Below are 25,859 nucleotides of genomic sequence, written 5' to 3'. Positions count from 1 at the left end.
TGGAAGCCGACGAGCGGGTGTCGCTCAGCTCTTGCTGGAGGCCAGCACCAGCACCGGCTTCTCGCTGTAGAGCTTGGGGAACAGCGCCTTCAGATTCTCGATCTTGGGCAGGTCGTTGTAGACGATATAGGGATAGGTCGGGTTCAGCGTCAGGAAGTCCTGATGGTAATCCTCGGCCGGGTAGAAGGTCTTGCCGGTCTCCAGCGTGGTGACGATCGGCTTGCCGAACACCTTGGCCTTGTCGAGCTGGGCGATGTAGCTCTCCGCGACCTTCTTCTGCTCGTCGTTCTCTGCGAAGATCGTCGAGCGGTATTGCGTGCCCCGGTCCGGCCCCTGGTAGTTGAGCTGCGTCGGATTGTGCGCGACCGAGAAATAGACCTGCAGCAGCTGGCCGTAGGTGACCTTCGACGGGTCGTAGGTGATCTCGACGGATTCGGCGTGCCCCGTGCGGCCGGTGCCGACGACTTCATAGACGGCGTTTTCGGCGCTGCCGCCGGTATAGCCGGACACCGCCTTGCTGACGCCCTTGACGTGCTGGAACACGCCCTGCACGCCCCAGAAGCAGCCGCCGGCGAAGATCGCCTTCTCGGTGCCGCTCGCCGCCTTCTCGTCAATCGCTGGCGGCGGGATCACCACCGCGTCCTCGGCCGAGCGGGCCGGTGTCTGCCAGAATACGGCCGCGGCCGCGCTGAGCACCAGCGCCGCCAGCGCACCTTTGGCAAGGAATGGCCGCTGCGCGGCTTTCTTTTCAATGCCGGTCATGTTGGGTCTCCTTGTTGTTGTTCCATTATATACGAACACAGCCGCGAAGCGGTTCTCACTTTGATGTGCGGCGGTGTGTAACCGCCGACGGCGCTCCCCCTCTCCGTCTCGGCTTTGCCGAGCCACCTCTCCCCCGCCTTTGGCGGGGGCGAGGAACCCAGGCTTGCAAAAGCCGCGCCCTCGGTGATTGGCGTTTCCTCGCCTTCGGCAGCTGGCATTTCCTCGCCCCCGCAAAGCGGGGGAGAGGTGGATCGGCGCGTAGCGCCGAGACGGAGCGGGGGCTGCGCTGCCCTGTGCGATTGCCTCGCAGGCCGGCGACGCAGGCGGATCGCCAGCTCACCTTACTGAGCGGTGGTGTCCGCTGGCTTCATGGCATCCGTCGAAGGCTTCATTGCGTCGGTGGCGGGCTTCATCGCATCCGCCGGCTTCATCGCATCCGTGGCCGGCTTCATCGCCTCGGTGCTCATCGCGTCGGGTTTCATGGCATCGGCGGGCTTCATGGCGTCCGTCGCCGGCTTCATGGCGTCGGTCGCCATCGCGTTGGCGGGCTTCATCGCATTGGCCGTGTCGTCGGCGCGGGCGCCGGCGACGAAGACGGACGCGGAAAGCGCGAAGGCCAGCGCCGGCAGCGTGAGGAACTTGGTCATGGTAGTCTCCTTGGGTTTGGCGCGCGCATGCGGGCCCTGGTGAAGCGTTGCCGCGCATGCGGCCCCGCGCGAAGGGGAAAAAGGTCAGTTGGCGGCCGCGGCCAGGATCGGTCCGCCGCGCGGCGCCTGCACCAGCACCACGGTGCTCAAGCCGCCGGTGGCTGCCGGCAGCGGCAGCGTCGTCGCCGTACCGTTCCAGCTGCCGAGCCTTGTCAGCGAATGCACGACATTGGCGTGCGGCAGCGTGCGGCCGGTGTTCTCGCCGCGCGCCACCGGCACTTCGACGACGCCTCTTGTGTAGCGCACCAGCCAGATGTCGGCGCCGCCGCCCGGCGCCTTGCCGGCTCCGATGCTGACCTTGCCCTGCCCAAGCGAAAGCTCCGGGCCCTGCGTGCGGCCGCCTTTGGCGATCAGGCTCTGGATCTCGCCCGGCGCGGCGCCCACGCCGTCGCTTCTGCCGTTCACCACCACTTGCGGCGTGAACGGCCCGTCACGGCCTAGCGACGGCTCGTAGGTCACCTGGCGTTCCGTGAATTCCTTGCGGCCGAACGTGTCCTTCCAGCCGAGATAATCCCAATAGGTGACGTTGAACGACAGCGCCAGCACGCCCGGCTGGTCCTTGACCTTGATCAGGTTGGCGTTGGCCGGCGGGCAGGACGAGCAGCCTTGGCTGGTGAACAGCTCGACCACGGTGAGCGGCTGCGCGGTCGCCGCGTCCATCGTGGCCGCGAGCATCGCGCCGGCGAGCAGGGCCATCCTTGTTGTCGGTCCGATCATGGGAAGCAGTCTCCGTTGCGGGGTCATGCTTCATTTCGCCGGGGTGGAGAGGTTCGTTACAGCTTCACCGGTTTGTGATTGGGGCGCTTCAGTGGGGAACGTCGGCGGGACAGCACCCCCCTCTGCCCTGCCGGGCATCTCCCCCGCAAGGGGGGAGATTGGCAGCTTCGTCGTTGACGCTCTTCCTGCAACGTCGGCGATTGGCGAAAGCGATCGCGACATCTGATCTCCCCCCTTGCGGGGGAGATGGCCGGCAGGCCAGAGGGGGGTGTGAAGGATCGCGACGCTGGAAGCCGTCTCGGCGCTGCGCGCCGATCCACCACCCGGCCCTTCGCAGGCTCAGGGCGTTCGAGGCTCGAAAAGCCAAGCAATTGGCTTTTCGCCCACTGACGTGGACCGCTTCTCACCCCACAAGGGGCGAAGGGAAAAAGGCGTTCCGCTTGCCCCTCAACCCTGCCCCTGCTAAAGCCCGCCGCATGACGACGCCCCTCGACCACATCCGCAATTTCTCCATCGTCGCCCATATCGACCATGGCAAATCCACGCTTGCCGACCGGCTGATCCAGCTCACCGGCACGCTGGAGGAGCGCGACATGAAGGAGCAGGTGCTGGACTCGATGGATATCGAGCGCGAGCGCGGCATCACCATCAAGGCCCAGACCGTTCGGCTGAACTACCGCGCCAAGAACGGCGAGGATTATGTGCTGAACCTCATCGACACGCCCGGACATGTCGACTTCGCCTATGAGGTATCGCGCTCCTTGGCCGCCTGCGAGGGCTCGCTGCTGGTGGTGGACGCCTCCCAGGGCGTCGAGGCGCAGACTTTGGCCAATGTCTACCAGGCCATCGACAACAATCACGAGATCGTCGTGGTGCTGAACAAGGTCGACCTGCCGGCGGCCGAGCCCGAGCGCATCCGCGAGCAGGTCGAGGAGGTGATCGGCCTCGACGCTTCCAACGCCGTGCTGATCTCGGCCAAGACCGGGCTGGGCGTGCCCGACGTGCTGGAGGCGATCGTCCATCAGCTGCCGCCGCCGCGCGAGGGCGATATCGCGGCACCACTCAAGGCCATGCTGGTCGACAGCTGGTACGACGCCTATCTCGGCGTCATCGTTCTGGTGCGCATCATCGACGGCGTGATGAAGAAGGGCCAGACCATCCGCATGATGGGCACCGGCGCGAAATACCTCGTCGAGAGGACGGGCGTGTTCAAGCCGGCCCGCGTCAATGTCGACGAGCTCGGCCCCGGCGAGTTCGGCTTCTTCACCGGCTCGATCAAGGAAGTGGCCGACACCCGCGTCGGCGACACCATCACCGAGGACCGCCGCCCGACGCAAAAGGCGCTGCCGGGCTTCAAGCCGGCGCAGCCGGTGGTGTTCTGCGGCCTGTTCCCGGTCGACGCCGCCGATTTCGAGGACCTGCGCGCCGCCGTCGGCAAATTGCGCCTCAATGACGCAAGCTTCTCCTATGAGATGGAAACCAGCGCCGCGCTCGGCTTCGGCTATCGCTGCGGCTTCCTCGGCCTGCTGCATCTGGAGATCATCCAGGAGCGGCTGGAGCGCGAGTTCAACCTCGACCTCATCGCCACGGCGCCCTCCGTCGTCTACCGCCTGAATCTCAATGACGGCTCGGTGAAGGAACTGCACAACCCGGCCGACATGCCCGACGTGGTCAAGATCGCCTCGATCGAGGAGCCGTGGATCCGCGCCACCATCCTCACCCCCGATGATTATCTCGGCGGCATCCTGAAACTCTGCCAGGACAGGCGCGGCATCCAGGCCGATCTTTCCTATGTCGGCAAACGCGCCATGCTCACGTACGACCTGCCGCTCAACGAGGTGGTGTTCGATTTCTACGACCGGCTGAAGTCAATCTCCAAGGGCTACGCTTCCTTCGACTATCACCTGACCGACTATCGCGAGGGCGACCTGGTCAAGATGTCGATCCTGGTCAATGAGGAGCCGGTCGACGCGCTGTCGATGCTGGTGCATCGCACGGCGGCGGAAAAGCGTGGCCGCGCCATGTGCGAGAAGCTGAAGGAGCTGATCCCGCACCATCTGTTCAAGATCCCGATCCAGGCGGCAATAGGCGGCAAGGTCATCGCCCGCGAGACCATCTCGGCGCTGCGCAAGGACGTCACCGCCAAATGCTACGGCGGCGACGTGACCCGCAAGCGCAAGCTGCTCGACAAGCAGAAAGAAGGCAAGAAGCGGATGAGGCAGTTCGGGAAAGTGGATATCCCGCAGGAGGCGTTTATCCAGGCGCTGAAGATGGGGGATTGAGGGGATTACCGGTTCCTGGTATGTTCCGCTCGGTGAGCCGCTACTTTCTCGGAATGATTGCCGGGCTATCGCTTAAAAGCGCAGAACCGAGTTTCGGAGCCTGATCGCAGCGATACGCGACGCTCATAACAATTCATTGGCAAATCAGGCGAGCTTCGCGCATGCTTGCTATGGTTGATTTGCGTTTGCGAAGCGGACGACGAACGCAGGAGGTAATTATGACTGAGGCCCTGAAAAAGCTTATTGAGGCTACTAAGACGCTCGACCAATCCAAAATCGAAAAGGAACAACAACGGCGAAGCTTTGCCTATGGAAACACAAAGTTCGAAAACGATAGAATAACTCGGGAAATGGTGGATAGGCAAGCCGAGATTTTGGACAAAACCGTGAAGTCTTAGGTAAGTTTGCAGGTTGTTGGTGGTGGCTGACTCGACCCAACGTCATAGCAAAGCATTCGAAGCGGAGTTGATATCAGACCCGCAGTTGAAAGCAGAGGCGGAGGCCAGGAATGGCCTCAGGCAATATGACTATGGCATCCAAACGGTTCATCAAGCCCTGGAGCGCGGCAGCTTTAAGCTTCGGCCGTCTTTGATCCTCGCCCTGCAACGGGAGGCATTAGCAGGAATAAGTGCATACGCAGGCAATTTTCGCCCCGCGGGTGTAGAGATAGTTGGGAGTAAGCACAAGCCGGCGGATGCTCACCTTGTCCCAGAGTTAATCGAGGAACTTTGCGATTACGTCAATGCGAACTGGCAGGCAGCAACAGCCATACACTTAGCCGCTTACATTATGTGGAGGCTCAATTGGGTTCACCCTTTTGCCGACGGAAACGGTCGAACGTCACGTATACTGTCTTATGTCGTTTTGTGCATAAAGGCTGAAAGTGTTTTTCCGGGGACACCAACCATTCCGGAACAAATTGTAGAAAATAGGAACCCTTATTTTGACGCATTGGATGCCGCAGATGCAGCTTTTAAAGACGGTCGGATAGACCTTTCTCAGATGGAAGAGTTGCTATCAGGTATGTTGGCTCGTCAGTTAACAAACGCATATGAGAAGGCAGGCGGACGAACCTAAATCCATTTGCCTAAAATCCGAATTGAGGCTTGGCCCTCGCCGGAACAGGTCCGTCGATCATTTGCCATCTTGCTGCAATTGATCTCACTCTTCAACAACTCCGCACGCTAGCGTATCCTCTCCCCAGCTTGGGGAGACATCACATGCGCTCCACTCTCGATCTCGTCGCGGCGATCGGCCTCGCCATCGGCGGCGCTTTTGGGTTAGCGGGCACGTTCGTTGCCAGCGACGCGCTGCGCGAAACGGTCTGGACCATCGACGGCGTCGGCATCGTCGTCGCCACCGCGCTGCTCACGATGAAATACCAGCGGCTCGGCAATGATCTCGTCGCGGCGGGCTTCCTGACTTTCCTCGCCGGCGAGAGCCTGCTCCTGGCCGGCAATGCGGCGGGCCTGCAGGCCAGCGTGCCTTCCTATGCCGGCGGCATTGCGCTGTGGGCGGCGGGGCTGGTCATGGTCAGCGCGCAAGCCACTTTTGCGCTGTGGATGCGGCTCACGGCGTCCATCGCCGCCGTGCTGTTCTCCGTCTCGGTTCTCATGATCCTGTGGGGCGCGCCGCTCTTGCCCACTTCGGCGCCGCTGCCGGCGCTCGGCTATCCGTTCCTGGTGCTGACCTTCATCGGCTGGATCTGGACTTTGCTGAAGCCGGAGCGTTGAGCGCGAAGGCGATGGCCGCGCCGCTCGAAATCCGCAACAGCCCGTCGGGAAAGATCTTGCCCGCCGTCGGACCGTTCCTGCTTGGCGGCATTTTCGGTTTCGGCGCGCTGCAGGGCGTGACTTGGGGGGCGAATAGCGGGCATGTGCTGTGGATCGCGCTGCTCGCTTCTGCTTGCCTGGGGCTCGGCATATTCATCGCGCGCGGCGTTTTCGACAGTTCGGTCAAGGTGACGCTGGACAGCCAAGGTTTCCGCGATGCTCGCGCCGGCGACGTGCTGGTGCCATGGAGCAAGGTGCGGAGCGTGCGGCTCGCCGCCGGCGGTAAGGGCGCGGCGATGCTCAATTTCGAGCTCACCGAGGAGCCGCCCGACGCAATCCGCTATTCCTCCGCCAACGCCTTCGGGATCATGCCCTTCGGCCGGAACATCGTGCATATGGAGATCTCCTCGCTCGACGTGCGGGGAGAGGAGATGGTGGATGCGGTGAAGACATTCGCGCCGCATGTGGTGGTGAGGAGGTAGGGCTCCCCCTTCTCCCCTTGTGGGACAAGGTGGCCGCGAAGCGGCCGGATGAGGGGTGTTCCAGCGGAGTGAGACGTCGGCTTTCCCTGGAGCACCCCTCATCCGTCTCGGCGCTGCGCGCCGAGCCACCTTCCCCCACAAGGGGGGAAGGGGAGGTCGCGCCCCGTCTCAACCCGTGCTCTACTCCCTCTCGGGGACCTCGCCATGATTCGCGCTCTGCTCGCCTTCCTTCTCCTCAGCACCCCGGCCTTGGCCGCCGACATGTCGGTCTTCGTGCGCAACCAGCGCTCGGACGGGGTCGCGGTCGAGCTGTTCAGCCGCGACAGCCAAAAAGTCTGGCCGGGCGACGACAAGGTGTTCCTCATCCGCCCGAAGGCGCGAAAGTCCGTGCCGATCTCCTGCGAGCCGGGCGAGCACATCTGCTGGGGCGCCTGGGTGAACGGCGACGATTCCGTCACCGCGGGCGTCGGCCCCGACAACGACCAGCCCTGCGACACCTGCTGCTTCATCTGCACCGAACATTCCACCGAGACGGTGGATCTGGCGGAGTAGCGGGGCGCCTTCCCCTTCTCCCCCTGTGGGAGAAGGTGGCTCGGCGCGCAGCGCCGAGACGGATGAGGGGTGCTCCAGCGGAGTGAGGCGCCCGATGATTGAGTTGGCGCCAGGATTGGCTAGTCTCGCGCCATGCCGCACCAACCCGTAACCCCGGCCAAACGCAATTTCGCCCGGTCGATGCGCCGCGAGCCGACAGAGGCGGAAGACCGCTTGTGGCACGAATTGCGCGGCCGGCGACTCGACAATATCAAGTTCAAGCGGCAGGTGCCGATAAGCAGGTTCGTCGCGGATTTCCTCTGCGCCGAGGCCAAGCTCATCGTCGAGATCGACGGCAGCCAGCATGCGGAGTCGCTCCGTGATCCGGAGCGCGACGCCGCATTGAAGGCGAGAGGCTTTCGCGTGCTGCGGTTCTGGAACGATGATGTGCTGAAAGAGCTGGATGCGGTCTGCGATACCATTATTGCGTATGTGCGGGACGAGAGTCTGCAGCCCTGGCGGTAGCGGGGCGCACGCGACCTTGCCAAGCTGGAGCACCCCTCATCCGTCTCGGCGCTGCGCGCCGAGCCACCTTCTCCCACAAGGGGAGAAGGGGAAGTCGCGCCATTCCCCCAAATTCTGTCAGCCATTTTTCGCCGCCGCCCCTTGGCATACGCGCCCGCCATGTCATCATCCAACCATCGGCCGTGGGGGCCGATTCGACCCGGGGGTTTTCATGTCTTTCACCTTCGCGCGCCGCGCCGCCGTCGCGCTTTCGCTTGCCGTCCTCATCGCGCCCGCCGCTCGTGCCGGCGACGTCACCTTCCAGATCAAGAACAATCATCCCAATGCCATGCGTGTCGAGCTCTACAGCCAGGACCGCGACTATGTCTGGCCGGGCGAGGGCAAGGATTTCTATCTTGACGACGGCGAGACCAAGCAATTGCCGATCTCCTGCAACGAGGGCGAGAAGATCTGCTACGGCGCCTGGGTCGACGGCGACGAGCAGACCTATTGGGGCGTCGGCCCCAACAACAAGGAAACCTGCGAGGACTGCTGCTACACCTGCAGCGGCGGCCAGACCGAGGAGATCGACCTGGAGGAGTGAGCGGGGCGCCCTCTCCTTCTCCCCTTGTGGGAGAAGGTGGATCGGCGCGCAGCGCCGAGACGGATGAGGGGTGCTCCAGCGGAGTGAGACGCCGGATATTTGAGCGGTCACCTACATCGGCCAGTCTTCTGCCATGCCCCCACCAACCCGTAACCCCGGCCAAAAGGAATTTCGCTCGGTCGATGCGCCGTGAGTCGACCGACGCGGAGGACCGTCTATGGCAGGAATTGCGCGGTCGGAGGCTGGACAACATCAAATTTAGGCGGCAAGTGCCGATTGGCCGCTTCGTGGCGGATTTCGTCTGCGCCAAGGCCAGACTCATCGTCGAAATCGACGGCAGCCAGCACGCGGAATCGGATCGCGACCAGGAGCGCGACGCCGAACTAAAGGCAAGGGGCTTTCGCGTGCTGCGGTTCTGGAACGATGATGTGCTGAAAGAGCTGGATGCGGTCTGCGATACCATTATTGCGTATGTGAAAGATAAGAGTTTGCAGCCCTGGCGGTGATGCCACCGGGCGTCTTCGCCAAGCTGGAACACCCCTCATCCGTCTCGGCGCTGCGCGCCGAGCCACCTTCTCCCACAAGGGGAGAAGGGGAGTTCATTCTTGACGCCCCTCTCACCGCCGCCCTAGCCTCGCCTCAACCCAACAGGAGACCCACCCACATGGCAGGCACGGTCGAAGGCGAGAAGATCGACGTTTCCTTCAGCGGCAAGCGCTGCATCCATTCGCGCAATTGTGTGCTCGGCAACCCGCATGTCTTCGTGCCCAACGCGCCGGGCGAGTGGATCCACCCTGACGCGGCAAGCGTCGAGCAGGTCGTGGCGCTGGCGGAAAACTGCCCGTCGGGCGCCATCACCTACACCAGAAAAGATGGCGGGCCGCAGGAGAAGCCGCCGCTGGTCAACACCGTGCGGTTGCGCGAGAACGGGCCGCTGGCCGTGCATGCCGAGATCGTGCTCGGCGAGGAAACCTTGTTCCGCGCCACGCTCTGCCGCTGCGGCCTGTCGCAGAACAAGCCGTTCTGCGACAACAGTCACATCAAGGCCGGCTTCACCGCCACAGGCGAGCCGCCGCTGAAGGAAGCGCAGGTGCTGGAGGCGCGGGACGGCCCACTGACGGTCACGCCTACCGTCAACGGCCCACTCAAGGTCGAAGGTAATGCGGAGATCGTCACCGGCACCGGGCATACCATCGCGCGGACCACCAAGGTGTTCCTCTGCCGCTGCGGGCATTCGGCCAACAAGCCGTTTTGCGACGGGTCGCATAAAAGAGTGGGCTTCGTGGCATGACAAACGCCGCGCCGGCGTTAGCTTAGGGGGAGGACTCTCAGGAGGAACCCACCATGCGCACCATGCTCACCCTTGCCTTGCTTGCCGTCGCAATGCCCGCCTTCGCCGCAAACCACGCGGTTGAGATCAAGGACATGAAATTTCACCCGGCCAAGATCAGTGTCGCCGCCGGCGACACCGTGACCTTCACCAACGCCGATTCCAAGACGCACACCGCCACCGCGGATGACGGTTCCTTCGACACCGGCCAACTCGCCAAGGGCAAGCGCGCCAAGGTCAAGATATCGGCCGCCGGCGCGCATCCGTTCCATTGCGCGATCCACAGCTCGATGACGGGCACCGTCACGGCGAAATAGGAAACGCCGGCGCTTGAAAGACTGCTGCGCAGGCCGGCGCGAGGCCCCCCCTCTCTGCCCTGCCGGGCATCTCCCCCTCAAGGGGGGAGATTGGCAGCTTGGACGCCGGCGCCCCTTTGCGACGTTGGCGATTGGCGAAAGCGCCGGCGACATCTGATCTCCCCCCTTGAGGGGGAGATGGCCGGCAGGCCAGAGAGGGGGGCCTCGCGTCGACGTTTCCAATAAACCCCGGCGCCTCCCCCCTGGCCCACCTCTCCCGCCTTTATCCTCCAGTCCGTATCGGCTAAGGGCTTCGCAACAAAGCCCTCTCGCCCGGACCGCCTGCAAAATGACCGCCAAGCCTCCCCCTCTCTTCCTCGGCATCGACACCGGCGGCACCTACACCGATGCGGTGCTGTGGTCGGAGGAAGGCGGCCCGAAGGGTAAGGTGTTGGCCAAGGCGAAGTCGCTGACCACGCGCCATGACCTCGCGGTCGGTATTTCCGGCGCGGTCGACGCGGTGCTGGAACAATCCAGGACCGATCCTGCTTCGATAAAACTGGTCTCGATGTCGACGACCTTGGCCACCAACGCGCTGGTCGAGGGCCAGGGCGGGCGCGTGGCGCTGGTGATGATCGGCTTTTCCGAGGCGGACCTCGCCCGCGACGGGCTGAAGACGGCGCTTGGCACCGACCCGGTGGTGTTCTGCCCCGGCGGCCATGACGTGCACGGCAATGCGGCCAAACTCGACCTTTCCGGGCTCGAGGCGGCGCTGCCGGAGCTTGGGCGTTCGGTATCGGGCTTTGCCGTCTGCGCCTATTTCGCCACCCGCAATCCGGCGCATGAGCTGGCGGCCCGCGACCTCATCCGCGACATCACCGGCCTGCCGGTCACAGCCAGCCACGAGCTTTCCGCCAAGCTCGGCGGCCCGCGCCGCGCGCTCACCACCTTGCTCAACGCGCGCCTGATCTCGATGATCGACCGGCTGGTGGCGGCGACCGAAGGCTTTCTCGCCAAGCGCGGCATCGCAGCGCCGCTGATGGTGGTGCGCGGCGACGGCGCGCTGGTGTCGGCGGCGTTTGCCCGCCAGCGGCCGATCGAGACCATATTGTCCGGCCCGGCCGCCAGCCTGGTCGGCGCGCGCCACATGACCGGACTGGACGACGCCATGGTCTCGGATATCGGCGGCACCACCACCGATGTCGCCGTGCTCGATGGCGGCCGGCCACGGCTTGATCCGGAAGGCGCCACTGTCGGCGGCTTCCGCACCATGGTCGAGGCCGTCGCCATGCGCACCTTCGGCCTTGGCGGCGACTCCGAAGTGACGCTGGAAGACGGCGCGCTCGACCCAAAAATCCTGCTTGGGCCGCGCCGCCTGGTGCCGCTGGCGCTGTCCGGCATGGTGCATGGCGAGGCCGTGACTGTCGAACTGGAAAGACAGCTCCGCGCGCCGAACCCCGGCCGCATGGACGGGCGCTTTGCCCTGCGCACAGGCGTGCCGGACCGGCTCGCCGCCGGTCTCACCGGGCCGGAGGCGAAGCTTTACGAGACGATCGGCGCCACCCCGCTGGCGCTCGACCGGCTGCTCGCTTCCAACGCGCAGAACGCCACGCTGAACCGGCTGGTCGCGCGCGGGCTGGTGCATATCTCGGGCTTCACGCCCTCCGACGCCGCCCATGTGCTGGGAAAACAGGCCAATTGGCACGCCGCCACCGCTCGGCTCGGCGCCGAGTTGTTCGCCCGCCGCCGCGACGGCCGCGGCCAGACCATCGCGGCGACGCCGGAGGAGATTTCCGATCGCGTGCTCGTCACGCTGACCCGCTGGTCGGCCGAATATATTTTGGAAACCGCCTTTGCCGAGGACGGGCTGGACGGCGCCGCCACCGTCGCGCATGCGCTGGTGCAGCGCGCCGTCGACGCGCATCCCGGCATCGCCCGCTTCACCGTCGCGCTCGACCGCCCGGTCATCGGCCTCGGCGCATCGGCGCCGCTGCATTATGCCGGCCTGCCGCCGCTGGTCGGCAATGGCTGCATCGTGCCGGAAGACACCGATGTCGCCAACGCGCTCGGCGCCGTGGTCGGCCAGGTGCGCGTCTCGGCCGAAGCCCGCGTCAGCCAGCCCAAGGAGGGCCTTTTCCGGCTGGCGTCAGGGCAGACGGTGCGCGACTTCACCGAGGAGGGCAAGGCGATCGAGGCAGCGCAAGCCGATGTGCGGGCGCTCGCCGCCGATCGCGCCAAGGACGCGGGCACCGACAGCGCCGAGATCCACGTTTCCACCGAGTTCAAGGTCTCGACCATCGAGGGCCAGCGCATGTTCATCGAGGCGCATGTGGTGGCCGTGGCGTCGGGACGGCCGCGGATTGCGGTGTGAGTGCGGCTTCCCCTTCCCCCCCCCTTGTGGGGGAAGGTGTCGCCGAAGGCGACGGATGAGGGGTGCTCCAGGGAAAGCCGCCGTCTCACTCCGCTGGAACACCCCTCATCCGTCTCGGCGCTGCGCGCCGATCCACCTTCTCCCACAAGGGGAGAAGGAAAAGGCCGCGCCCCTCTACACCCTAAGCTGAATTGACCCCGCAACCCCAAACATGCCAAACGCCCGACAAGCCACCTATCTGGAGACGTGCAGATGACCGACCGCATCGAGATCGCCGGGTTGCAGATTGCCCGGGAGCTCCATGATTTCGTCGCCGAGGAGGCGGTAGTCGGCACCGGCATCGACCCGGAAAAATTCTGGACCGGCTTTTCGGCCATCGTCCACGACCTCGCGCCGAAGAACCGCGCGCTGCTGGCCAAACGCGACGCCATGCAGGAGAAGCTCGATGGCTGGTATCGCGAAAACGGCGCGCCGATCGACATGGAGGCCTACAAGAATTTCCTCAAGGAGATCGGCTATCTGGTGCCGGAAGGGCCGGACTTCAGCGTCTCGACCGAGCATGTCGACCCCGAGATCGCCGTCGTTGCCGGGCCGCAGCTCGTCGTGCCGGTGATGAATGCGCGCTATGCGCTCAACGCCGCCAATGCGCGCTGGGGCTCGCTCTATGACGCGCTCTACGGCACCGATGCCATTGCCGAGACCGGCGGCGCCGAGAAGGGCAAGGGCTTCAATCCGGCGCGCGGCGCCAAGGTGATCGCCTGGGCGAAGGATTTCCTCGACCAGTCGGTACCGCTGACCACCGGCAAATGGGCCGGTGTCAACGGGCTGTCGGTGGCGAATGGCGCGCTGAAAGCGGGCGAGGGCGCCGGCGCCACGACGCTTGCCGATCCAAGGCAGTTCGTCGGCTATCGCGGCGATGCCGCCACACCGGAAGCCGTGCTCCTGGTCAAGAACGGTTTGCATATCGAGATCGTGATCGATCGCGCCAACCAGATCGGCAGGACCGATCCGGCCGGCATCGCCGACGTCCTCCTAGAAGCCGCGTTGACCACCATCCAGGACTGCGAGGATTCGGTCGCCGCCGTCGATGCCGAGGATAAGGTCGTCGTCTACCGCAACTGGCTCGGCCTGATGAAGGGCGATCTCACGGAAGAGATCGCCAAGGGCGGCAAGACCTTCGTCCGCAAGCTCAACCCGGACCGCACCTACACCTCGCGGGGCGGCGGCACGCTTACGCTGCCCGGCCGCTCGCTGATGCTGGTGCGCAATGTCGGCCACCTGATGACCAATCCGGCGATCCTCGACCGCGACGGCAACGAGGTGCCGGAAGGCATCATGGATGCGGCGCTCACCGCGCTGATCGCATTGCACGATGTCGGCCCGAACGGACGGCGGATGAATTCCCGCGCGGGCTCGATGTATGTGGTGAAGCCCAAGATGCACGGGCCGGAAGAGGTCGCCTTCGCCGTCGAGATTTTCGACCGTGTCGAAGCGCTGCTCGGCATGGCGAAGAACACCATCAAAATGGGCATCATGGATGAGGAGCGGCGCACCACCGTCAACCTCAAGGAAGCGATCCGCGCGGCGAAGGAGCGCGTGGTGTTCATCAACACCGGCTTCCTCGACCGCACCGGCGACGAGATTCACACCTCGATGGAAGCCGGCCCGATGATCCGCAAGGGCGACATGAAGCAGGCCGCCTGGATTTCCGCCTATGAGGCCTGGAACGTCGATACGGGGCTGGAATGCGGGCTCGCCGGCCACGCCCAGATCGGCAAGGGCATGTGGGCAATGCCGGATCTGATGGCGGCGATGCTGGTTGAGAAGATCGCGCATCCCAAGGCCGGCGCCAACACCGCCTGGGTGCCGTCGCCGACAGCGGCGACGCTGCACGCCACGCACTATCACAAGGTCGACGTGCACGCCGTGCAGGCGGCGCTGAAGAGCCGGCCGAAGGCGAAGCTCGACGACATCCTGTCGGTGCCGGTAGCAACGCGGCCGAACTGGACGCCGGACGAGATCCAGCGTGAGCTCGACAACAATGCGCAAGGGATTCTGGGCTATGTCGTGCGCTGGATCGACCAGGGTGTCGGCTGCTCGAAAGCGCCCGATATCAACGATGTCGGCCTGATGGAGGACCGCGCCACGCTGCGCATCTCCTCGCAGCACATCGCCAACTGGCTGCGCCACAAGGTGTGCTCGGAAATCCAGGTGCGGGACTCGCTGCAGCGCATGGCGGCGATCGTCGACCGCCAGAATGTCGGCGACCCGCTCTACCGGCCGATGGCGCCGGACTTCGACAATTCCATCGCCTTCCAGGCAGCCTGTGATCTGGTGTTCAAGGGGACCGTCCAGCCCAACGGCTATACGGAGCCGGTGCTGCATAAGCGGCGACTGGAGCTGAAGGCGCGCGAGCAGTAGCGCGGCGCAAGCGGGCGCCGATCACGTAAACGAGATATCGAGGTGATCGGCGACCGGCCGGCAAGGGATTGACGATTTTCAATCTACCTACTAGTTGGTAGGCAATGAATGAAAGGAACCGTCATGCCTGCACGAATGAACCATGCCCAGTCCTCAAACGGCTGGCTCAAAAGCTACTATTTTCTGCGGTTTGCCGTGTCGGCGGCCTGGGTCGCGATAGCCGTCACCGTCGCGAAGTCGGTTCCGCCGCTCGCCGCCGTAATGCTGGTGGCCTACCCCGCCTGGGACGCGCTCGCGAACTATGTCGACGCGCAGCGCAGTGGCGGCTTGGGCCGCAACAAGTCGCAGCTCCTCAATTTCGCCGTCAGCATCGTCACCGCAATCGCGGTCGCTATCGCGCTTGGCCGCAGCATGAACGCGGTGCTCGCGGTCTATGGGGTCTGGGCGGTCGTCTCCGGCGCGTTTCAGCTTCTCACCGCGGCGCGTCGCTGGAAGAGTAACGGCGCCCAATGGGCGATGATCCTGAGTGGCGCGCAATCAGCGCTGGCCGGCCTCTTTTTTGTCAAGATGGCGGGCGGCGCCGAGGCCATCGGCATCGCCAATGTCGCGCCCTATGCAGCTTTCGGTGCCTTCTACTTCCTCGTGTCCGCCGTGTGGCTGTCGGTCAGCGATATCCTTCGCAAGTCGCCGCAGGCCGTGCGTTGAGATTTCCTCCGCCGGAGGTTAGGCATGTCCATGGACAAGCCCTCGAACACCGCCGATGACATACTGGCCGCCGCGCGAAGCTTCATCGTCGCCGGCGGCTATAACGGGTTCAGCTACGCCGATATCGCCGACGTGGTCGGTATCCGCAAAGCCAGCATCCATCATCATTTCCCGAGCAAGGTCGACCTGGTGCAAAGCCTGGTCAGGCGCTACCTCGAGGATGCCGTGACGGGCATGACGGAGCTAGAGCGCAGTGTGCCTGCGCCGCCTCAGTTGCTGCGCACCTATGCCGACTTCTGGGCGCAGTGCATCGAGGATGCGAGCAGGCCGATCTGCGTCTGCGCGCTGCTTGCCAGCGAGCTTCCGGCCCTTCCGCCTGAGGTGGCCGCGGAGGTCCGGGCCTATTTCCGGTTTCTCTCGGGGTGGCTGACCGGCGTTATCGAGCGCGGCGCCGCGCAAAGCACATTGACGATCGCCGCCGCGCCGCGCGTGGAGGCGGAAGCCTTCATGGCGACTGTGCACGGGGCGATGATTTCCGCGCGGGCCTATGGCGATGGATCGAGCTTCGCCATGATCCTGGCACCGACGCTGCAGAAGCTGATCCCGGCGCAAGATTGAAGAGGGATGAAAGCCCGATACGCCCGCTTCACGCCGCCTGCGCCATGCGCTCCGCGCTCATCCTATAGGAGATCGCCTCGGCGAGATGGATGCGGCCGACGGTTTCGCTGGCGTCGAGGTCGGCCAGCGTGCGCGCCACCTTCAGCACGCGGTGATAGGCCCGCGCCGAAAAGCCGAGCTTTTCGCTGGCGTCCTTGAGCAGCGTCAGCCCGGCGCTATCGGGCTTGGCGATCTCCTCGATGATCGAGGGCGGGCAGTGCGCGTTGGTGGTGGCGCCCGCACCCAATCTTTCCAGCCTTTCGCGCTGCATGGCGCGCGCACGCGCCACGCGCTGCCCCACCGAAGCGCTCGTCTCGGCCTTGTCCGGCCGGATCAAGTCGCTTGCCGAGACCGCCGGCACCTCGATCCTGAGGTCGATGCGGTCGAGCAGCGGGCCGGAAATGCGCGCCTGGTACTCGGTGCGGCAGCGGTCGCCGCGCAGGCAGCGATAGCCGGGCTCGCCCGACATGCCGCAGCGGCACGGATTCATCGCCGCCACCAGCTGGATGCGCGCCGGATAGGTGACGCGGTGGTTGGCGCGCGCGATCATGCAGTCGCCGGTTTCCAGCGGCTGGCGCAGCGCATCCAATGTCTGCGGCGTGAATTCCGGTAACTCGTCGAGGAACAGCACGCCGTGATGGGCGAGCGAGACCTCGCCCGGACGTGCGCGCAGCCCGCCGCCCACCATCGCCGCCATCGAGGCCGAATGATGCGGGGCGCGGAACGGCCGCCGGTCGGTCAGCTTGCCTTCGCCGAGCTCGCCGGCGACGGAAGCGATCATCGACACTTCGAGCAGCTCCTTCGGCGCCAGCGGCGGCAGGATCGAGGGCAGGCGCTGCGCCAGCATCGACTTGCCCGAGCCGGGCGGCCCGACCATGAGAAGGTTGTGGCCGCCGGCGGCAGCCACTTCGACCGCCCGCTTGGCGCTCTCCTGGCCCTTGATGTCGGCGAGGTCCGGCAGGTCGCGCGCGGCAAGCTGGATGCCGGCCTCGGGCCGTGATAGCACCTGCGTGCCGCGAAAATGGTTGGCGATGGCGATCAGGCTGCGCGGCGCCAATATGTCGAAATCCTTGCCCGCCCAGGCCGCCTCCGGCCCGCAGGCGAAGGGACAGATCAGGCCCTTGCTTTCGGCATTGGCGCCGATGGCCGCCGGCAGTGCGCCGGCCACGCCAGCGATGGTGCCGTCGAGCGACAATTCGCCAAGAACGACATAACCGGCCAGCATGTCGCCCGGAATGGCGCCAAGCGCCGCCATCAGCCCGAGTGCGATCGGCAGGTCGTAATGGCTGCCTTCCTTGGGAAGATCGGCCGGCGCGAGGTTCACCGTCACCTTCTTCGACGGCATCGACAGGCCCGACGCGTGGAGTGCGGCCTGCACGCGCTCGCGGCTTTCGGCCACCGCCTTGTCCGGCAGACCGACGATCTGCATGCCGACCTTACCTGGCCCGACCATCACCTGGACATCGACCGGCAAAGCCTCGATGCCCTGGAAAGCCACCGTGCGAACCCGCGCCACCATCTTTCAAGCCCCCGGATGTCGGCTCCCGCGCGGCGCTGCGATCAGGCCGCGCAAGACCTCACGCCAGACAACCACAGATTTGCGGCTTAGGCAAGAACATTACGGGAACATGGGTGCGCGAGCGTCGCAGCGTTGGCGAACCAACGTCGGCTGAACCTGAGTCCGATGGAATTCAAATCCGGCGCGGCTAACGAGATAGATTTTGGATCGAGAAATCTTTTCAGTCTCTTCGAATCATATAAGCTGATTAACGATCAGGGGGGAATCAATGCCAAGCGTTTTATTAGTTGGTCAGGTGCAAAGAGCCATGTCATCGCAAATACGCTCTATACGTGGCTCCCGGTCGTTCTGCAGAGCGTCCGACCATTTATGTCGTCGGAGGATTTGAAGAAGGGTGGACGTTGGCAAGCCGATCTTACCGAGGAGCTAGCTAAAGATAGTTTTGGCATACTTTGTCTGACACCATCGAATCTATTAGCACCGTGGATTTTGTTTGAAGCTGGAGCGCTATCTAAGTCAGTGGGAGATGCGCAGGTTGCACCCTTCCTGGTGGGCGTCAAACCATCCGAACTCCCACCACCTCTCACGCAATTCAATGCTGTGGCGGCCGAGATAGGCGATTTCAAAAGATTGCTAAGAGACATCAATGCGCGCGTTGGCAATGACGCTGTCCCAGTTGAGCGCGTGGAGAAATCCGTAGATGGCCTCTGGCCGAAAATTGAGCAGGAGCTGAAGGGAGGTTTGGAGGAGATAAATAAAGCACCTGCAGTTAAAGGGTCGGCCGGCAGCCTAGAGGTATTCGATGCAATCCTGCAAGAACTGCTCGTCTTGAACCGAAACCAAAGCAAGTTGCTTTCCAAACCGGAGGAGCTCCTACCGAGCGCCTATCTGGAGCGGGTGTTAGCCGATGGCAGAGGCTTGCCGGACCGAAACCATAAGGTGTGGGACGATCTCTTCGAATGCGCGTTGGAGGTTGGTGATGTCTCTCAAGCGCACCCGGAGTTGGCTGAACTTACGCCAGCCGCTGAGCGCCTTAGGATGATTACCAACTATCTTGGAGAGCGCTACAAGTTGGGGCGTAGAAGGCGATTGTGGAGTAGGAATGCAGCGCGAGATCGGCAGCTCGACACCCGGAAAGACCTAGAAGGTCCTACTATGGAGGATAGCTGACGGACGAATTTTCGCCGATATCTCAGCAATCGTGACCAACCAGATTTTCATTTGGCTTGCGCAACCCAGAATAGCCGCTACGAAATCTATACTGGCATCCAAAACCAGAAGAAAGCTCAGCCCAAGGGAGTTGCTTTGTGGATCATAATGGTATCGGGCTGTCCGTTACGCGTCAGGAGATCAGCGCTGATTTTGAAATGCGTGCCGGGTAGTAATGCTGCCAATGCTTCGCTTGCAATGTTTACTGGCACCAGATAGCGGTACCCGTCTGGTCGAAAGTGAAGCTCGCCTTCTACTTCGACCGCGCGGCCAGTGAGCTTGCCCTCGCGACCGTCTTCCATAAGCCTGCGGACCTCAGTCGCTTGCAGCAGGCGTGGGCCTTTTGATGCCCGCTCGATTTCTCGAACACGGATGGCGGTGTCCAGATCCATAACAACAATTGTCTTGTCCCGAGTTCTGATCTCAATTCTTTCAACTTGCTGCTTTTCCACCAACTCAGCGCCCACTCTAGCGAGCGGTTGAGAGGCCTCAGGCGACATTGCCCTAACAAGCGCACCGATCACGAGCGTAACTAAAGCACCGGTAGCGGCTGTCGTCTTGATTGGCGTTGCACTGAACTCTTCCCGTATCGCATATGCTGCACTTGCAAGCCTTATTGCCCGTATGATGACGGCAAGACTACCGGGTTCGATTGCTGTGACTCGAAGTTCTGCGCCTCCTCTGCGAGCAACTGTAGCAGCACGCTGCAGGAACGTTCCCAGTTCGCTCGCTTCAATGCCCTTCTCTCCCAAGAAGTAGAAAGCGAACTGATCAGAACCCAGTTCGTACCCGTTGTCCGTAGCCATCTTGTCCCCCTCGCTGGTCTATCCAGTCTGCTAGTTTATGTTTTTGTTTCATCCGCAATCGGACCCGCCTTAGACTGGAAACTACCCCGCTTCCCCTCAACGCAATCCCAGAACAGGCTGGCGATATCCGCGCCACCAAAACGCTGCACTTCGCGCACGCCGGTCGGCGAGGTGACGTTGATCTCGGTCATGTAGTCGCCTATCACGTCGATCCCGACCAGGATGAAGCCGCGCTCCCTGAGCGCCGGTCCGATGCGGGCGCAGATCTCGCGCTCGCGCTCGGTCAGCTCGGTCTTCTCGGCGCGGCCGCCGACATGCATGTTGGAGCGGGAATCGTGCTCGGCCGGCACGCGGTTGATGGCGCCCACCGGCTCGCCGTCGATAAGGATGATGCGCTTGTCGCCCTTGCGCACGTCCTTGAGATAGCGCTGCACGATATAGGGCTCGCGGAACAACTGGCCGAACATTTCGAGCAGCGAGGCGAGATTGCGGTCGGCCTCGTGCAGATGAAAGATGCCGGCGCCGCCATTGCCGTAGAGCGGCTTGACGATGATGTCGCCGAATTCCTTGCGGAAGGTCGCCACTTCCTGGGGGTCCTTGGTGATCAGCGTCTCCGGCATCAGGTCTGGGAATTCGGTGACGAAGATCTTTTCCGGGCTGTTGCGCACCCAGGCTGGGTCGTTGACCACCAGCGTCCTCGGATGAATGCGCTCCAATATGTGCGTGGTGGTGATGTAATTCATGTCGAAGGGCGGGTCCTGGCGGAGCAGCACGACGTCCATGTCGGAGAGGTCGGTGCGCACCTTCTCGCCCAGCGCGTAATGGTTGCCCTTCTCGTCGCGCACCTGCATCTCCTCGACGCGCGCGAACACCTTGCCGCCCACCATCGACAGCCGGTCGGGCGTGTAGTGGAAAAGCTTGTGGCCGCGCCGCTGCGCCTCCAGCGACAGCGCGAAGGTCGTGTCGCCGGCGATCGACACGGTGGAGACATGGTCCATCTGGACGGCGATCTTCAACGGCATTTGCGGCTCTCCGGGGAACTCAGACGCCCGATATAGGGAAATCGGCGGCGCCTGCCAATCGTGCTCGCTTGGTGCAGACGCTCAGCGGTCGAAGACCAGCCTGGAGTAGCCGAGGAAGGACAGCGCCATCGCGACGATCGAGGCAAAGGCCAGCGCGGCCAGCGGCGGCAGCGCCGGCAGGGCGAACAGGACGGCGCAATAGACTAGATAGTTGACGACGCCGGCGGCGACGCCGACACCGCCATAGCGGGCGCCTTCCTGCGCGATGCCCCGGCTCGACGGCGCGAAGGTCAGATGGCGGTTGATCTGCCAGGTGACGCAGAGCGCGAAGCCGATCGACAGCAGGCGCGCCGCCATCGGGCCGAGCGGCGTGGCGGCAAGCAGCAGCCAGAGCGCCGCGGCGTCAGCAACGAAGCCGATGCCGCCGGTAAGGATGAAGCGGACGAGGCGGTCCACTATGCCGCCCGCGAGGACTTGCCCGCCTCGCTCTTGGGCGAGGCCTGTCCGGATATTCCGCGCTCGGCCCGGCCGGAGGAAATCGACAGATAGAAGATGCGCTTCTGCTCGGCCCGCCCGCGCGACACCGAATCGAGGATCAGCCCGGTCATCATCGACAGCATGGCCAACAGCAGCATGCCGATCGACAGCACCCAGGTCGGCATGCGCGGCACCAGCCCCGTCTGCGCGAACTCGACCAGCACCGGGATCATCAGGCCGATGCTGGCCGCCAGGAAGAACAGCGCGAACGTGCCGAAGAAGCGCAATGGCTGCGTCTCCTTCACCAGCATGGCGAACATCCACAATATCCTGGCGCCGTCGCGGAAGGTCGACAGCTTCGACGACGAGCCTTCCGGGCGGCGGCCGTAATCGAGCGCCATCTCGCTCACCGGCAGCTTCAGCTGCGAGGCATGCACCGACATCTCGGTCTCGATCTCGAAGCCGCCGGAAACGGCCGGAAAGCTTTTGACGAAGCGGCGCGAAAAGACCCGGTAGCCGGAGAAGATATCGGTGAAGTCGGTCCCGAACAGACCCTTGTAGAGGCGGTTGAAGAGGCGGTTGCCGAAAGCGTGGCCGTTGCGGCCGGCATCGTCGCTCACGCCGCGCCTGGTGCCTACCACCATGTCGGAGCGCTCGGTCTGCAGGACGTTGATCAGCTGCGGCGCATCCTCCGGCGCATAGGTGCCGTCGCCGTCGGCCATCACATAGATATCCGCGTCGATGTCGGCGAACATGCGCCGCACCACATTGCCCTTGCCCTGGCGCGGCTCGCGCACGACGACGGCGCCGGCGGCGCGGGCTTTCAGCGCCGTGAGGTCCTTGGAATTGTTGTCGTAGACATAGATCGCGGCCGAGGGCAGCGTCTCGCGGAAGCGCCGCACGACCTCGCCGATCGTCAGCTCCTCGTTGTAGCAAGGCAGGAGCACGGCGATGACCGGCTCGTGGCGGACTGCATGCGGCATGTCTGTCTCCGGACGCTCGATCCAGCCTCCGGCCGTGCTCATGCCGGCCCTGTCGAGCCGTTTTACTATTTATTGAAGCCGTTAAGGCTAGGTTTAAAACCGATCCTCTCCCTTCAAAGGCCACCGCAATGGGCACAGCCGAGACCGGCGCCGCCTGGAAGTCCGATCTGACGCTGGCGCTGCTTGCCGCCCTGCTCGCATTCGTTATCGATGCATGGGCCGGCTTTGGCCAACTGACCGATGCCGGCGGCGACAACGACAATCTGCTGCGCCTCGTCGAGGTCCGCGACCTGCTCGCCGGCCAGGGCTGGTTCGACCTGCACCAATACCGGATGGGGCTGGAAGGCGGCTTCGTCATGCACTGGTCGCGGCTGGTCGACGCGCCGATCGCCGCCATCGCATTTGCCGCCTCGGCGCTCACCGGCAGCAGGCCGCTCGGCGAGGACGTGGCGCAGGTACTCTGGCCGGCGCTGCTCTTTTGGTCGACTTTGTTCTTCACCGCCCGCGCCGCGCGCAGCTTCGGCGGTGGCGGCGCGGTGCTGCCCGCCATCCTGATCGGCGCCGCCGGCTATTATTTCATCGGCATCTATGACCCCGGCGCGCTCGATCACCACAACGCCCAGCTGATGCTGACCATGGCGAGCCTCGCTTTGCTGCTCGAGGCGCCCTCCCGACGCTGGGCCGCGTTGTTGTCCGGCCTCTGCGCCGCGCTGACGCTCGCCGTCGGCATGGAAACCGTGCCCTATGTCGCCACCATCGGCGTGTGCGTGGCGCTGCTGTTCGTCGCCGATCCAGGCGGCGAACGGGCGATCGCCCGGAATTTCGGCCTCGGCTTTGCCGGTGTCGCGGCGCTTGTCTTCGCCGTCACCGTTCCGCCTTCCGCATGGGGCGTGGCGCAGTGCGACGCCTTCTCGGTCGCGCAGTTTGTCATCGCGGCCATTGCGGGCGTGTGGCTTGCCGCAATCGCCTTCATAGAGCCTGCCGCCGGCAGCTGGCGGCGCAGGCTGGGGTCGCTTGCGCTTCTGGGGGTCGTGCTCGGCGTGGTCGTGGCGGTGCTGTTCCCGCAATGCCTCTCCGCGCCTTATGCCTCCCTCGATCCGCGCCTCAAGGAACTGTGGCTCGACCATATCGACGAGGCCCAGTCGCTGTTCGCGCTGCTTGTCCGCGATCCGGCGCGCGTGGCGGCGCGTTACGCGACGCCGCTGGTCGCGATCGTCCTGATGGCACGGCACTTGCGCCGCGGCGGCTGGCGGCGGCAGGACAGTCTCGTTGCGGCACTGCTCGTCGTCGCCTTCGCGATCGGCGCCTGGCAGGTGCGCGGCACCACCTTCTCGATCGCCTTTGCCGTCGTTCCGTTGTCGGCCTGGATCGCAAAATGGCGGGCGCGGGCCGAAGCCAGCTCCTCGCTCGGCGTGGCGCTGCGCCTTGCGGCCGTCTGGCTGGTCTCGATCAACCCGGTCTGGACGGGCGTCGCCGCGGCCGCCTCGGTGGCGTTCGAGAAAGGCAAACCCGTCGCGGACGGCGGCGCCTCGGACAGGACTTGCCAGAAGAAGGCCAGTTTTGCGCCACTCGGCGGCATGGCCGATACCACCGTGCTGACGATCTCCAATCTCGGAGCGCCGGTCCTCGCTTATAGCGGCCATCGCGTTTTCGCCGGCCCCTATCATCGCAACGTCGCCGGCAATCTCCTGGCGCTGGACGCCTTTCTCGGCTCGGCCGATGACGCGCGGGCAATCGTCGAGGCGCATCGCGTCGGCCTCGTCGCCATCTGCCCCGGCAATGTCGAGACCCTGATCCTGACCCGGAAGGCGCCGCAGGGTTTCCTTGCCGGCCTGCTGCGCGGCTCCGTGCCGGACTGGCTCGAGCCGATCGGCGAGAAGGGCAGCCCGATCGAGCTCTATCGCCTAAAGCAAGCTGGCTAAAGCAATTCCCGAAGGTGCGAAACGGCGTTTGCTGCGCAATTGCATTCCAGAAGAGACCGTTCGATACTTATATTAGCAATTGTGCATAAACGAATATTGGAGGTTGGGCTGCCATTTCTTGTCCAAAGCTGAGCCGGCGATGTGCCAAGCAGCTTCTGGACGATGGAAAAATCGATTTTCCGATACTTTTCCTAAACGCTTTGCTGCCACTCTGGCCATAAATACCGACATCAGAACAGAGGCATGATGCAAACGACGTTTGGCACCGGCCAGCCAGGCAAGGAAAATACGGATCTGGCCTTCACGGATTCGTTGACCGGGCTCGGCAACCATCGTCGCTTCTTCGACAAGGTCGATCGCCTGATCAGCGACCGCGCCGACGATCCCGCGCCCTTTACCGTCGGCATCCTCGACCTCGACGGCTTCAAGCCGATCAACGACCTGTTCGGCCACAAGGCCGGCGACGACATCCTGATCCAGGTGGCGATGCGGCTGCGCGCTTCGATGGATGGCTATTCCACCGTCTGCCGCATCGGCGCCGACGAGTTCGCCTACCTCTATCCGATGGTGTTCTCGGAGGAGCAGGCGGCCGAGACGTCGCGCATGCTGATCGAGATATTGTCGGCGCCCTATGATGTCGGCGAGCGCACCGCAAGGCTTTCGGCCTCGGTCGGCTGCTCGCTGTTCTATTCCGGCGACGAGACCACCGAGATCCTTCTCAACAAGGCCGAGACTGCGCTCTATCACGCCAAGCGTTCGGGCCGCGGCCGCGTCGTCGTCTACACCCGCGAGATGGAAGAGGCGGCCAAGCGCGTCACCCGCATCGAGCAGGCGCTGCGCCGCGCCGTCTCGGCCGGCGAGGTCGAACCGCATTTCCAGCCGATCGTCGATTTGAGCAGCCGCCGCACCATCGGCTTCGAGACGCTGGCGCGCTGGACCGACCGCGACCTCGGCGTCGTGCCGCCATCCGTCTTCATCCCGATCGCCGAGGAACGCGGCATCATCGGCCCGCTGTCGCAGCTGGTGCTGCGCAAGGCGGCCGAGGCGGCGCGCAGCTGGCCGAAGGAGCTGTTCTTGTCCTTCAACCTGTCGCCCTCGCAGCTCGTCGACCAGAACACCGGCCTGCATATCCTGGCCATCCTCGACCGCACCGGCTTCGATCCACGCCGGCTGGAGATCGAGATCACCGAGACTGGCCTGATGAACGATCCGGCCTCGGCCGAGAAGATCGTCGAGGATTTGCGCCGCGTCGGCATCCGCGTCTCGCTCGACGATTTCGGCACCGGCCAGTCGTCGCTCGGCCGCTTGCGCGAGTTCCATTTCGACAAGCTCAAGATCGACCGCGCCTTCGTCTCCTCCATCCTCGACGATAGGCCGTCGGAGCACATCATCCGCGCCATTCTCGCAATGTGCGAAGGGCTCGGCATGGATGTCGTCGCCGAAGGCATCGAGGACGAAGCGCAGGCCGACCGCCTCGTCCAGTTCGGCTGCGCCGGCGGGCAGGGCTATCTGTTCGGCAAGCCGGCCGATGCCGACGCCACGCTCGGCTATCTGCGCGATTCCTATCGCGGAGCGCTGCACGCCAAGGCGATCTGACAAGGTCTGTTGGTATTCAGGTGAGGCCGGTTTGCAAATGGCGGTCTCCTGCGCTTCCGGTGCTCACGTACTTTAAGCACGCCCCGCTCCGGTTCTCGGAACCCACCATTTTCGATTCGGCCTGACCTGAATCTCAACAAACCTTGAGCCGCTTCCGGGAGGCGGAGGTGCAGACCTCATTTGT

At 64.1% G+C, this 25,859-nt stretch carries 26 protein-coding genes; 18 read left to right on the top strand and 8 right to left on the bottom strand.

All coding sequences use genetic code 11. The annotated features are described in order from the left end of the window. Nucleotides 1-24: 24 nt before the first annotated feature. The 3 genes from msrA to LB526_RS24310 all read right to left on the bottom strand — a co-directional run bounded on the left by msrA (nucleotide 25) and on the right by LB526_RS24310 (nucleotide 2,186). The gene (gene msrA, locus LB526_RS24320; RefSeq protein ID WP_224630069.1) at nucleotides 25-762 is read right to left on the bottom strand and encodes a peptide-methionine (S)-S-oxide reductase MsrA; all 738 of its coding nucleotides are present in this window, start codon (nucleotides 760-762) and stop codon (nucleotides 25-27) included. Nucleotides 763-1,103: 341 nt separating this feature from the next. Further along, entirely contained in the window at nucleotides 1,104-1,409 is a 306-nt protein-coding gene (locus LB526_RS24315; RefSeq protein ID WP_224630068.1) for a hypothetical protein, read from the bottom strand. 84 nt (nucleotides 1,410-1,493) lie between these two features. Then, nucleotides 1,494-2,186, bottom strand: a complete 693-nt coding sequence (locus tag LB526_RS24310; protein WP_224630067.1) for a DUF1223 domain-containing protein — start codon at nucleotides 2,184-2,186, stop codon at nucleotides 1,494-1,496. Nucleotides 2,187-2,662: 476 nt separating this feature from the next. On the opposite strand from LB526_RS24310, the gene lepA reads away from it, so the two are divergent. The 15 genes from lepA (at nucleotide 2,663) to LB526_RS24235 (ending at nucleotide 16,102) form a co-directional block, all read left to right on the top strand. Further along, the gene (gene lepA, locus LB526_RS24305) at nucleotides 2,663-4,468 is read left to right on the top strand and encodes a translation elongation factor 4 (RefSeq protein ID WP_095769428.1); all 1,806 of its coding nucleotides are present in this window, start codon (nucleotides 2,663-2,665) and stop codon (nucleotides 4,466-4,468) included. A gap of 218 nt (nucleotides 4,469-4,686) precedes the next feature. Further along, complete coding sequence (locus tag LB526_RS24300) at nucleotides 4,687-4,866, top strand: hypothetical protein (RefSeq protein ID WP_224606577.1); 180 nt, start codon at nucleotides 4,687-4,689, stop codon at nucleotides 4,864-4,866. Between the two features lie 22 nt (nucleotides 4,867-4,888). Beyond that, complete coding sequence (locus LB526_RS24295) at nucleotides 4,889-5,545, top strand: Fic family protein (protein WP_224606580.1); 657 nt, start codon at nucleotides 4,889-4,891, stop codon at nucleotides 5,543-5,545. A gap of 143 nt (nucleotides 5,546-5,688) precedes the next feature. After that, complete coding sequence (locus LB526_RS24290) at nucleotides 5,689-6,201, top strand: hypothetical protein (RefSeq protein ID WP_224630066.1); 513 nt, start codon at nucleotides 5,689-5,691, stop codon at nucleotides 6,199-6,201. After that, nucleotides 6,198-6,722 carry a hypothetical protein gene (locus tag LB526_RS24285; protein ID WP_224630065.1) on the top strand — a complete coding sequence of 175 codons (525 nt, stop codon included), beginning with the start codon at nucleotides 6,198-6,200 and terminating at the stop codon, nucleotides 6,720-6,722. The genes LB526_RS24290 and LB526_RS24285 overlap by 4 nt, the downstream gene beginning before the upstream one ends. Before the next feature lie 204 nt (nucleotides 6,723-6,926). After that, nucleotides 6,927-7,274, top strand: a complete 348-nt coding sequence (locus tag LB526_RS24280) for a hypothetical protein (RefSeq protein WP_140633290.1) — start codon at nucleotides 6,927-6,929, stop codon at nucleotides 7,272-7,274. Nucleotides 7,275-7,406: 132 nt separating this feature from the next. After that, complete coding sequence (locus LB526_RS24275; protein ID WP_224630064.1) at nucleotides 7,407-7,778, top strand: endonuclease domain-containing protein; 372 nt, start codon at nucleotides 7,407-7,409, stop codon at nucleotides 7,776-7,778. Nucleotides 7,779-7,989: 211 nt separating this feature from the next. Then, nucleotides 7,990-8,361 carry a hypothetical protein gene (locus LB526_RS24270; RefSeq protein ID WP_224630063.1) on the top strand — a complete coding sequence of 124 codons (372 nt, stop codon included), beginning with the start codon at nucleotides 7,990-7,992 and terminating at the stop codon, nucleotides 8,359-8,361. Nucleotides 8,362-8,543: 182 nt separating this feature from the next. Then, nucleotides 8,544-8,867 (top strand): endonuclease domain-containing protein, encoded by a 324-nt coding sequence (locus LB526_RS24265; RefSeq protein ID WP_411968071.1) that lies wholly within the window; start codon nucleotides 8,544-8,546, stop codon nucleotides 8,865-8,867. Nucleotides 8,868-9,025: 158 nt separating this feature from the next. Continuing rightward, nucleotides 9,026-9,652 carry a CDGSH iron-sulfur domain-containing protein gene (locus tag LB526_RS24260; RefSeq protein ID WP_224517082.1) on the top strand — a complete coding sequence of 209 codons (627 nt, stop codon included), beginning with the start codon at nucleotides 9,026-9,028 and terminating at the stop codon, nucleotides 9,650-9,652. A 53-nt stretch (nucleotides 9,653-9,705) separates the two neighbouring features. Next, a complete protein-coding gene (locus LB526_RS24255; RefSeq protein ID WP_224532826.1) occupies nucleotides 9,706-10,008 on the top strand; it encodes a cupredoxin family copper-binding protein in 303 nt (100 codons plus the stop codon). A 328-nt stretch (nucleotides 10,009-10,336) separates the two neighbouring features. Then, a complete protein-coding gene (locus LB526_RS24250; protein ID WP_224630061.1) occupies nucleotides 10,337-12,358 on the top strand; it encodes a hydantoinase/oxoprolinase family protein in 2,022 nt (673 codons plus the stop codon). A 252-nt stretch (nucleotides 12,359-12,610) separates the two neighbouring features. Then, on the top strand, nucleotides 12,611-14,779 hold the full coding sequence (locus tag LB526_RS24245; RefSeq protein WP_224630060.1) for a malate synthase G: 2,169 nt from the start codon (nucleotides 12,611-12,613) through the stop codon (nucleotides 14,777-14,779). Nucleotides 14,780-14,902: 123 nt separating this feature from the next. Beyond that, nucleotides 14,903-15,484 carry a DUF308 domain-containing protein gene (locus LB526_RS24240; protein ID WP_224532199.1) on the top strand — a complete coding sequence of 194 codons (582 nt, stop codon included), beginning with the start codon at nucleotides 14,903-14,905 and terminating at the stop codon, nucleotides 15,482-15,484. Between the two features lie 30 nt (nucleotides 15,485-15,514). Further along, complete coding sequence (locus LB526_RS24235) at nucleotides 15,515-16,102, top strand: TetR/AcrR family transcriptional regulator (protein WP_224532198.1); 588 nt, start codon at nucleotides 15,515-15,517, stop codon at nucleotides 16,100-16,102. A gap of 28 nt (nucleotides 16,103-16,130) precedes the next feature. Here the strand turns inward: LB526_RS24235 and LB526_RS24230 are convergent, their stop codons facing one another. After that, entirely contained in the window at nucleotides 16,131-17,660 is a 1,530-nt protein-coding gene (locus LB526_RS24230; RefSeq protein ID WP_224630059.1) for a YifB family Mg chelatase-like AAA ATPase, read from the bottom strand. Nucleotides 17,661-17,825: 165 nt separating this feature from the next. Here LB526_RS24230 and LB526_RS24225 point away from each other — a divergent pair, with 165 nt between their 5' ends. Further along, nucleotides 17,826-18,830, top strand: coding sequence for a TIR domain-containing protein (locus LB526_RS24225; protein ID WP_224630058.1), 1,005 nt, complete (start codon nucleotides 17,826-17,828; stop codon nucleotides 18,828-18,830). A gap of 116 nt (nucleotides 18,831-18,946) precedes the next feature. Here LB526_RS24225 and LB526_RS24220 read toward each other — a convergent pair whose 3' ends face one another. The 4 genes from LB526_RS24220 to LB526_RS24205 all read right to left on the bottom strand — a co-directional run bounded on the left by LB526_RS24220 (nucleotide 18,947) and on the right by LB526_RS24205 (nucleotide 22,157). Next, the gene (locus LB526_RS24220; RefSeq protein WP_224630057.1) at nucleotides 18,947-19,675 is read right to left on the bottom strand and encodes a hypothetical protein; all 729 of its coding nucleotides are present in this window, start codon (nucleotides 19,673-19,675) and stop codon (nucleotides 18,947-18,949) included. 35 nt (nucleotides 19,676-19,710) lie between these two features. Beyond that, complete coding sequence (gene gshB, locus LB526_RS24215; protein ID WP_224630056.1) at nucleotides 19,711-20,697, bottom strand: glutathione synthase; 987 nt, start codon at nucleotides 20,695-20,697, stop codon at nucleotides 19,711-19,713. A gap of 81 nt (nucleotides 20,698-20,778) precedes the next feature. Further along, nucleotides 20,779-21,153, bottom strand: a complete 375-nt coding sequence (locus LB526_RS24210; protein WP_224630055.1) for a GtrA family protein — start codon at nucleotides 21,151-21,153, stop codon at nucleotides 20,779-20,781. Further along, complete coding sequence (locus LB526_RS24205; RefSeq protein WP_224630054.1) at nucleotides 21,153-22,157, bottom strand: glycosyltransferase; 1,005 nt, start codon at nucleotides 22,155-22,157, stop codon at nucleotides 21,153-21,155. Before LB526_RS24205 ends, LB526_RS24210 begins: the two co-directional genes overlap by 1 nt. Before the next feature lie 128 nt (nucleotides 22,158-22,285). Here LB526_RS24205 and LB526_RS24200 point away from each other — a divergent pair, with 128 nt between their 5' ends. Together LB526_RS24200 and LB526_RS24195 are read left to right on the top strand one after the other, a co-directional pair. Beyond that, entirely contained in the window at nucleotides 22,286-24,079 is a 1,794-nt protein-coding gene (locus tag LB526_RS24200; protein ID WP_224630053.1) for a GtrA family protein, read from the top strand. A 246-nt stretch (nucleotides 24,080-24,325) separates the two neighbouring features. After that, nucleotides 24,326-25,675, top strand: a complete 1,350-nt coding sequence (locus LB526_RS24195; RefSeq protein WP_140635945.1) for a putative bifunctional diguanylate cyclase/phosphodiesterase — start codon at nucleotides 24,326-24,328, stop codon at nucleotides 25,673-25,675. Nucleotides 25,676-25,859: the final 184 nt, after the last annotated feature.

This window comes from Mesorhizobium sp. CA6 (assembly GCF_020165035.1).
GTDB lineage: Bacteria > Pseudomonadota > Alphaproteobacteria > Rhizobiales > Rhizobiaceae > Mesorhizobium.
The sequence above is the reverse complement of the archived record's forward strand: the minus strand, read 5'-3'. Positions and strand labels throughout refer to the sequence as shown.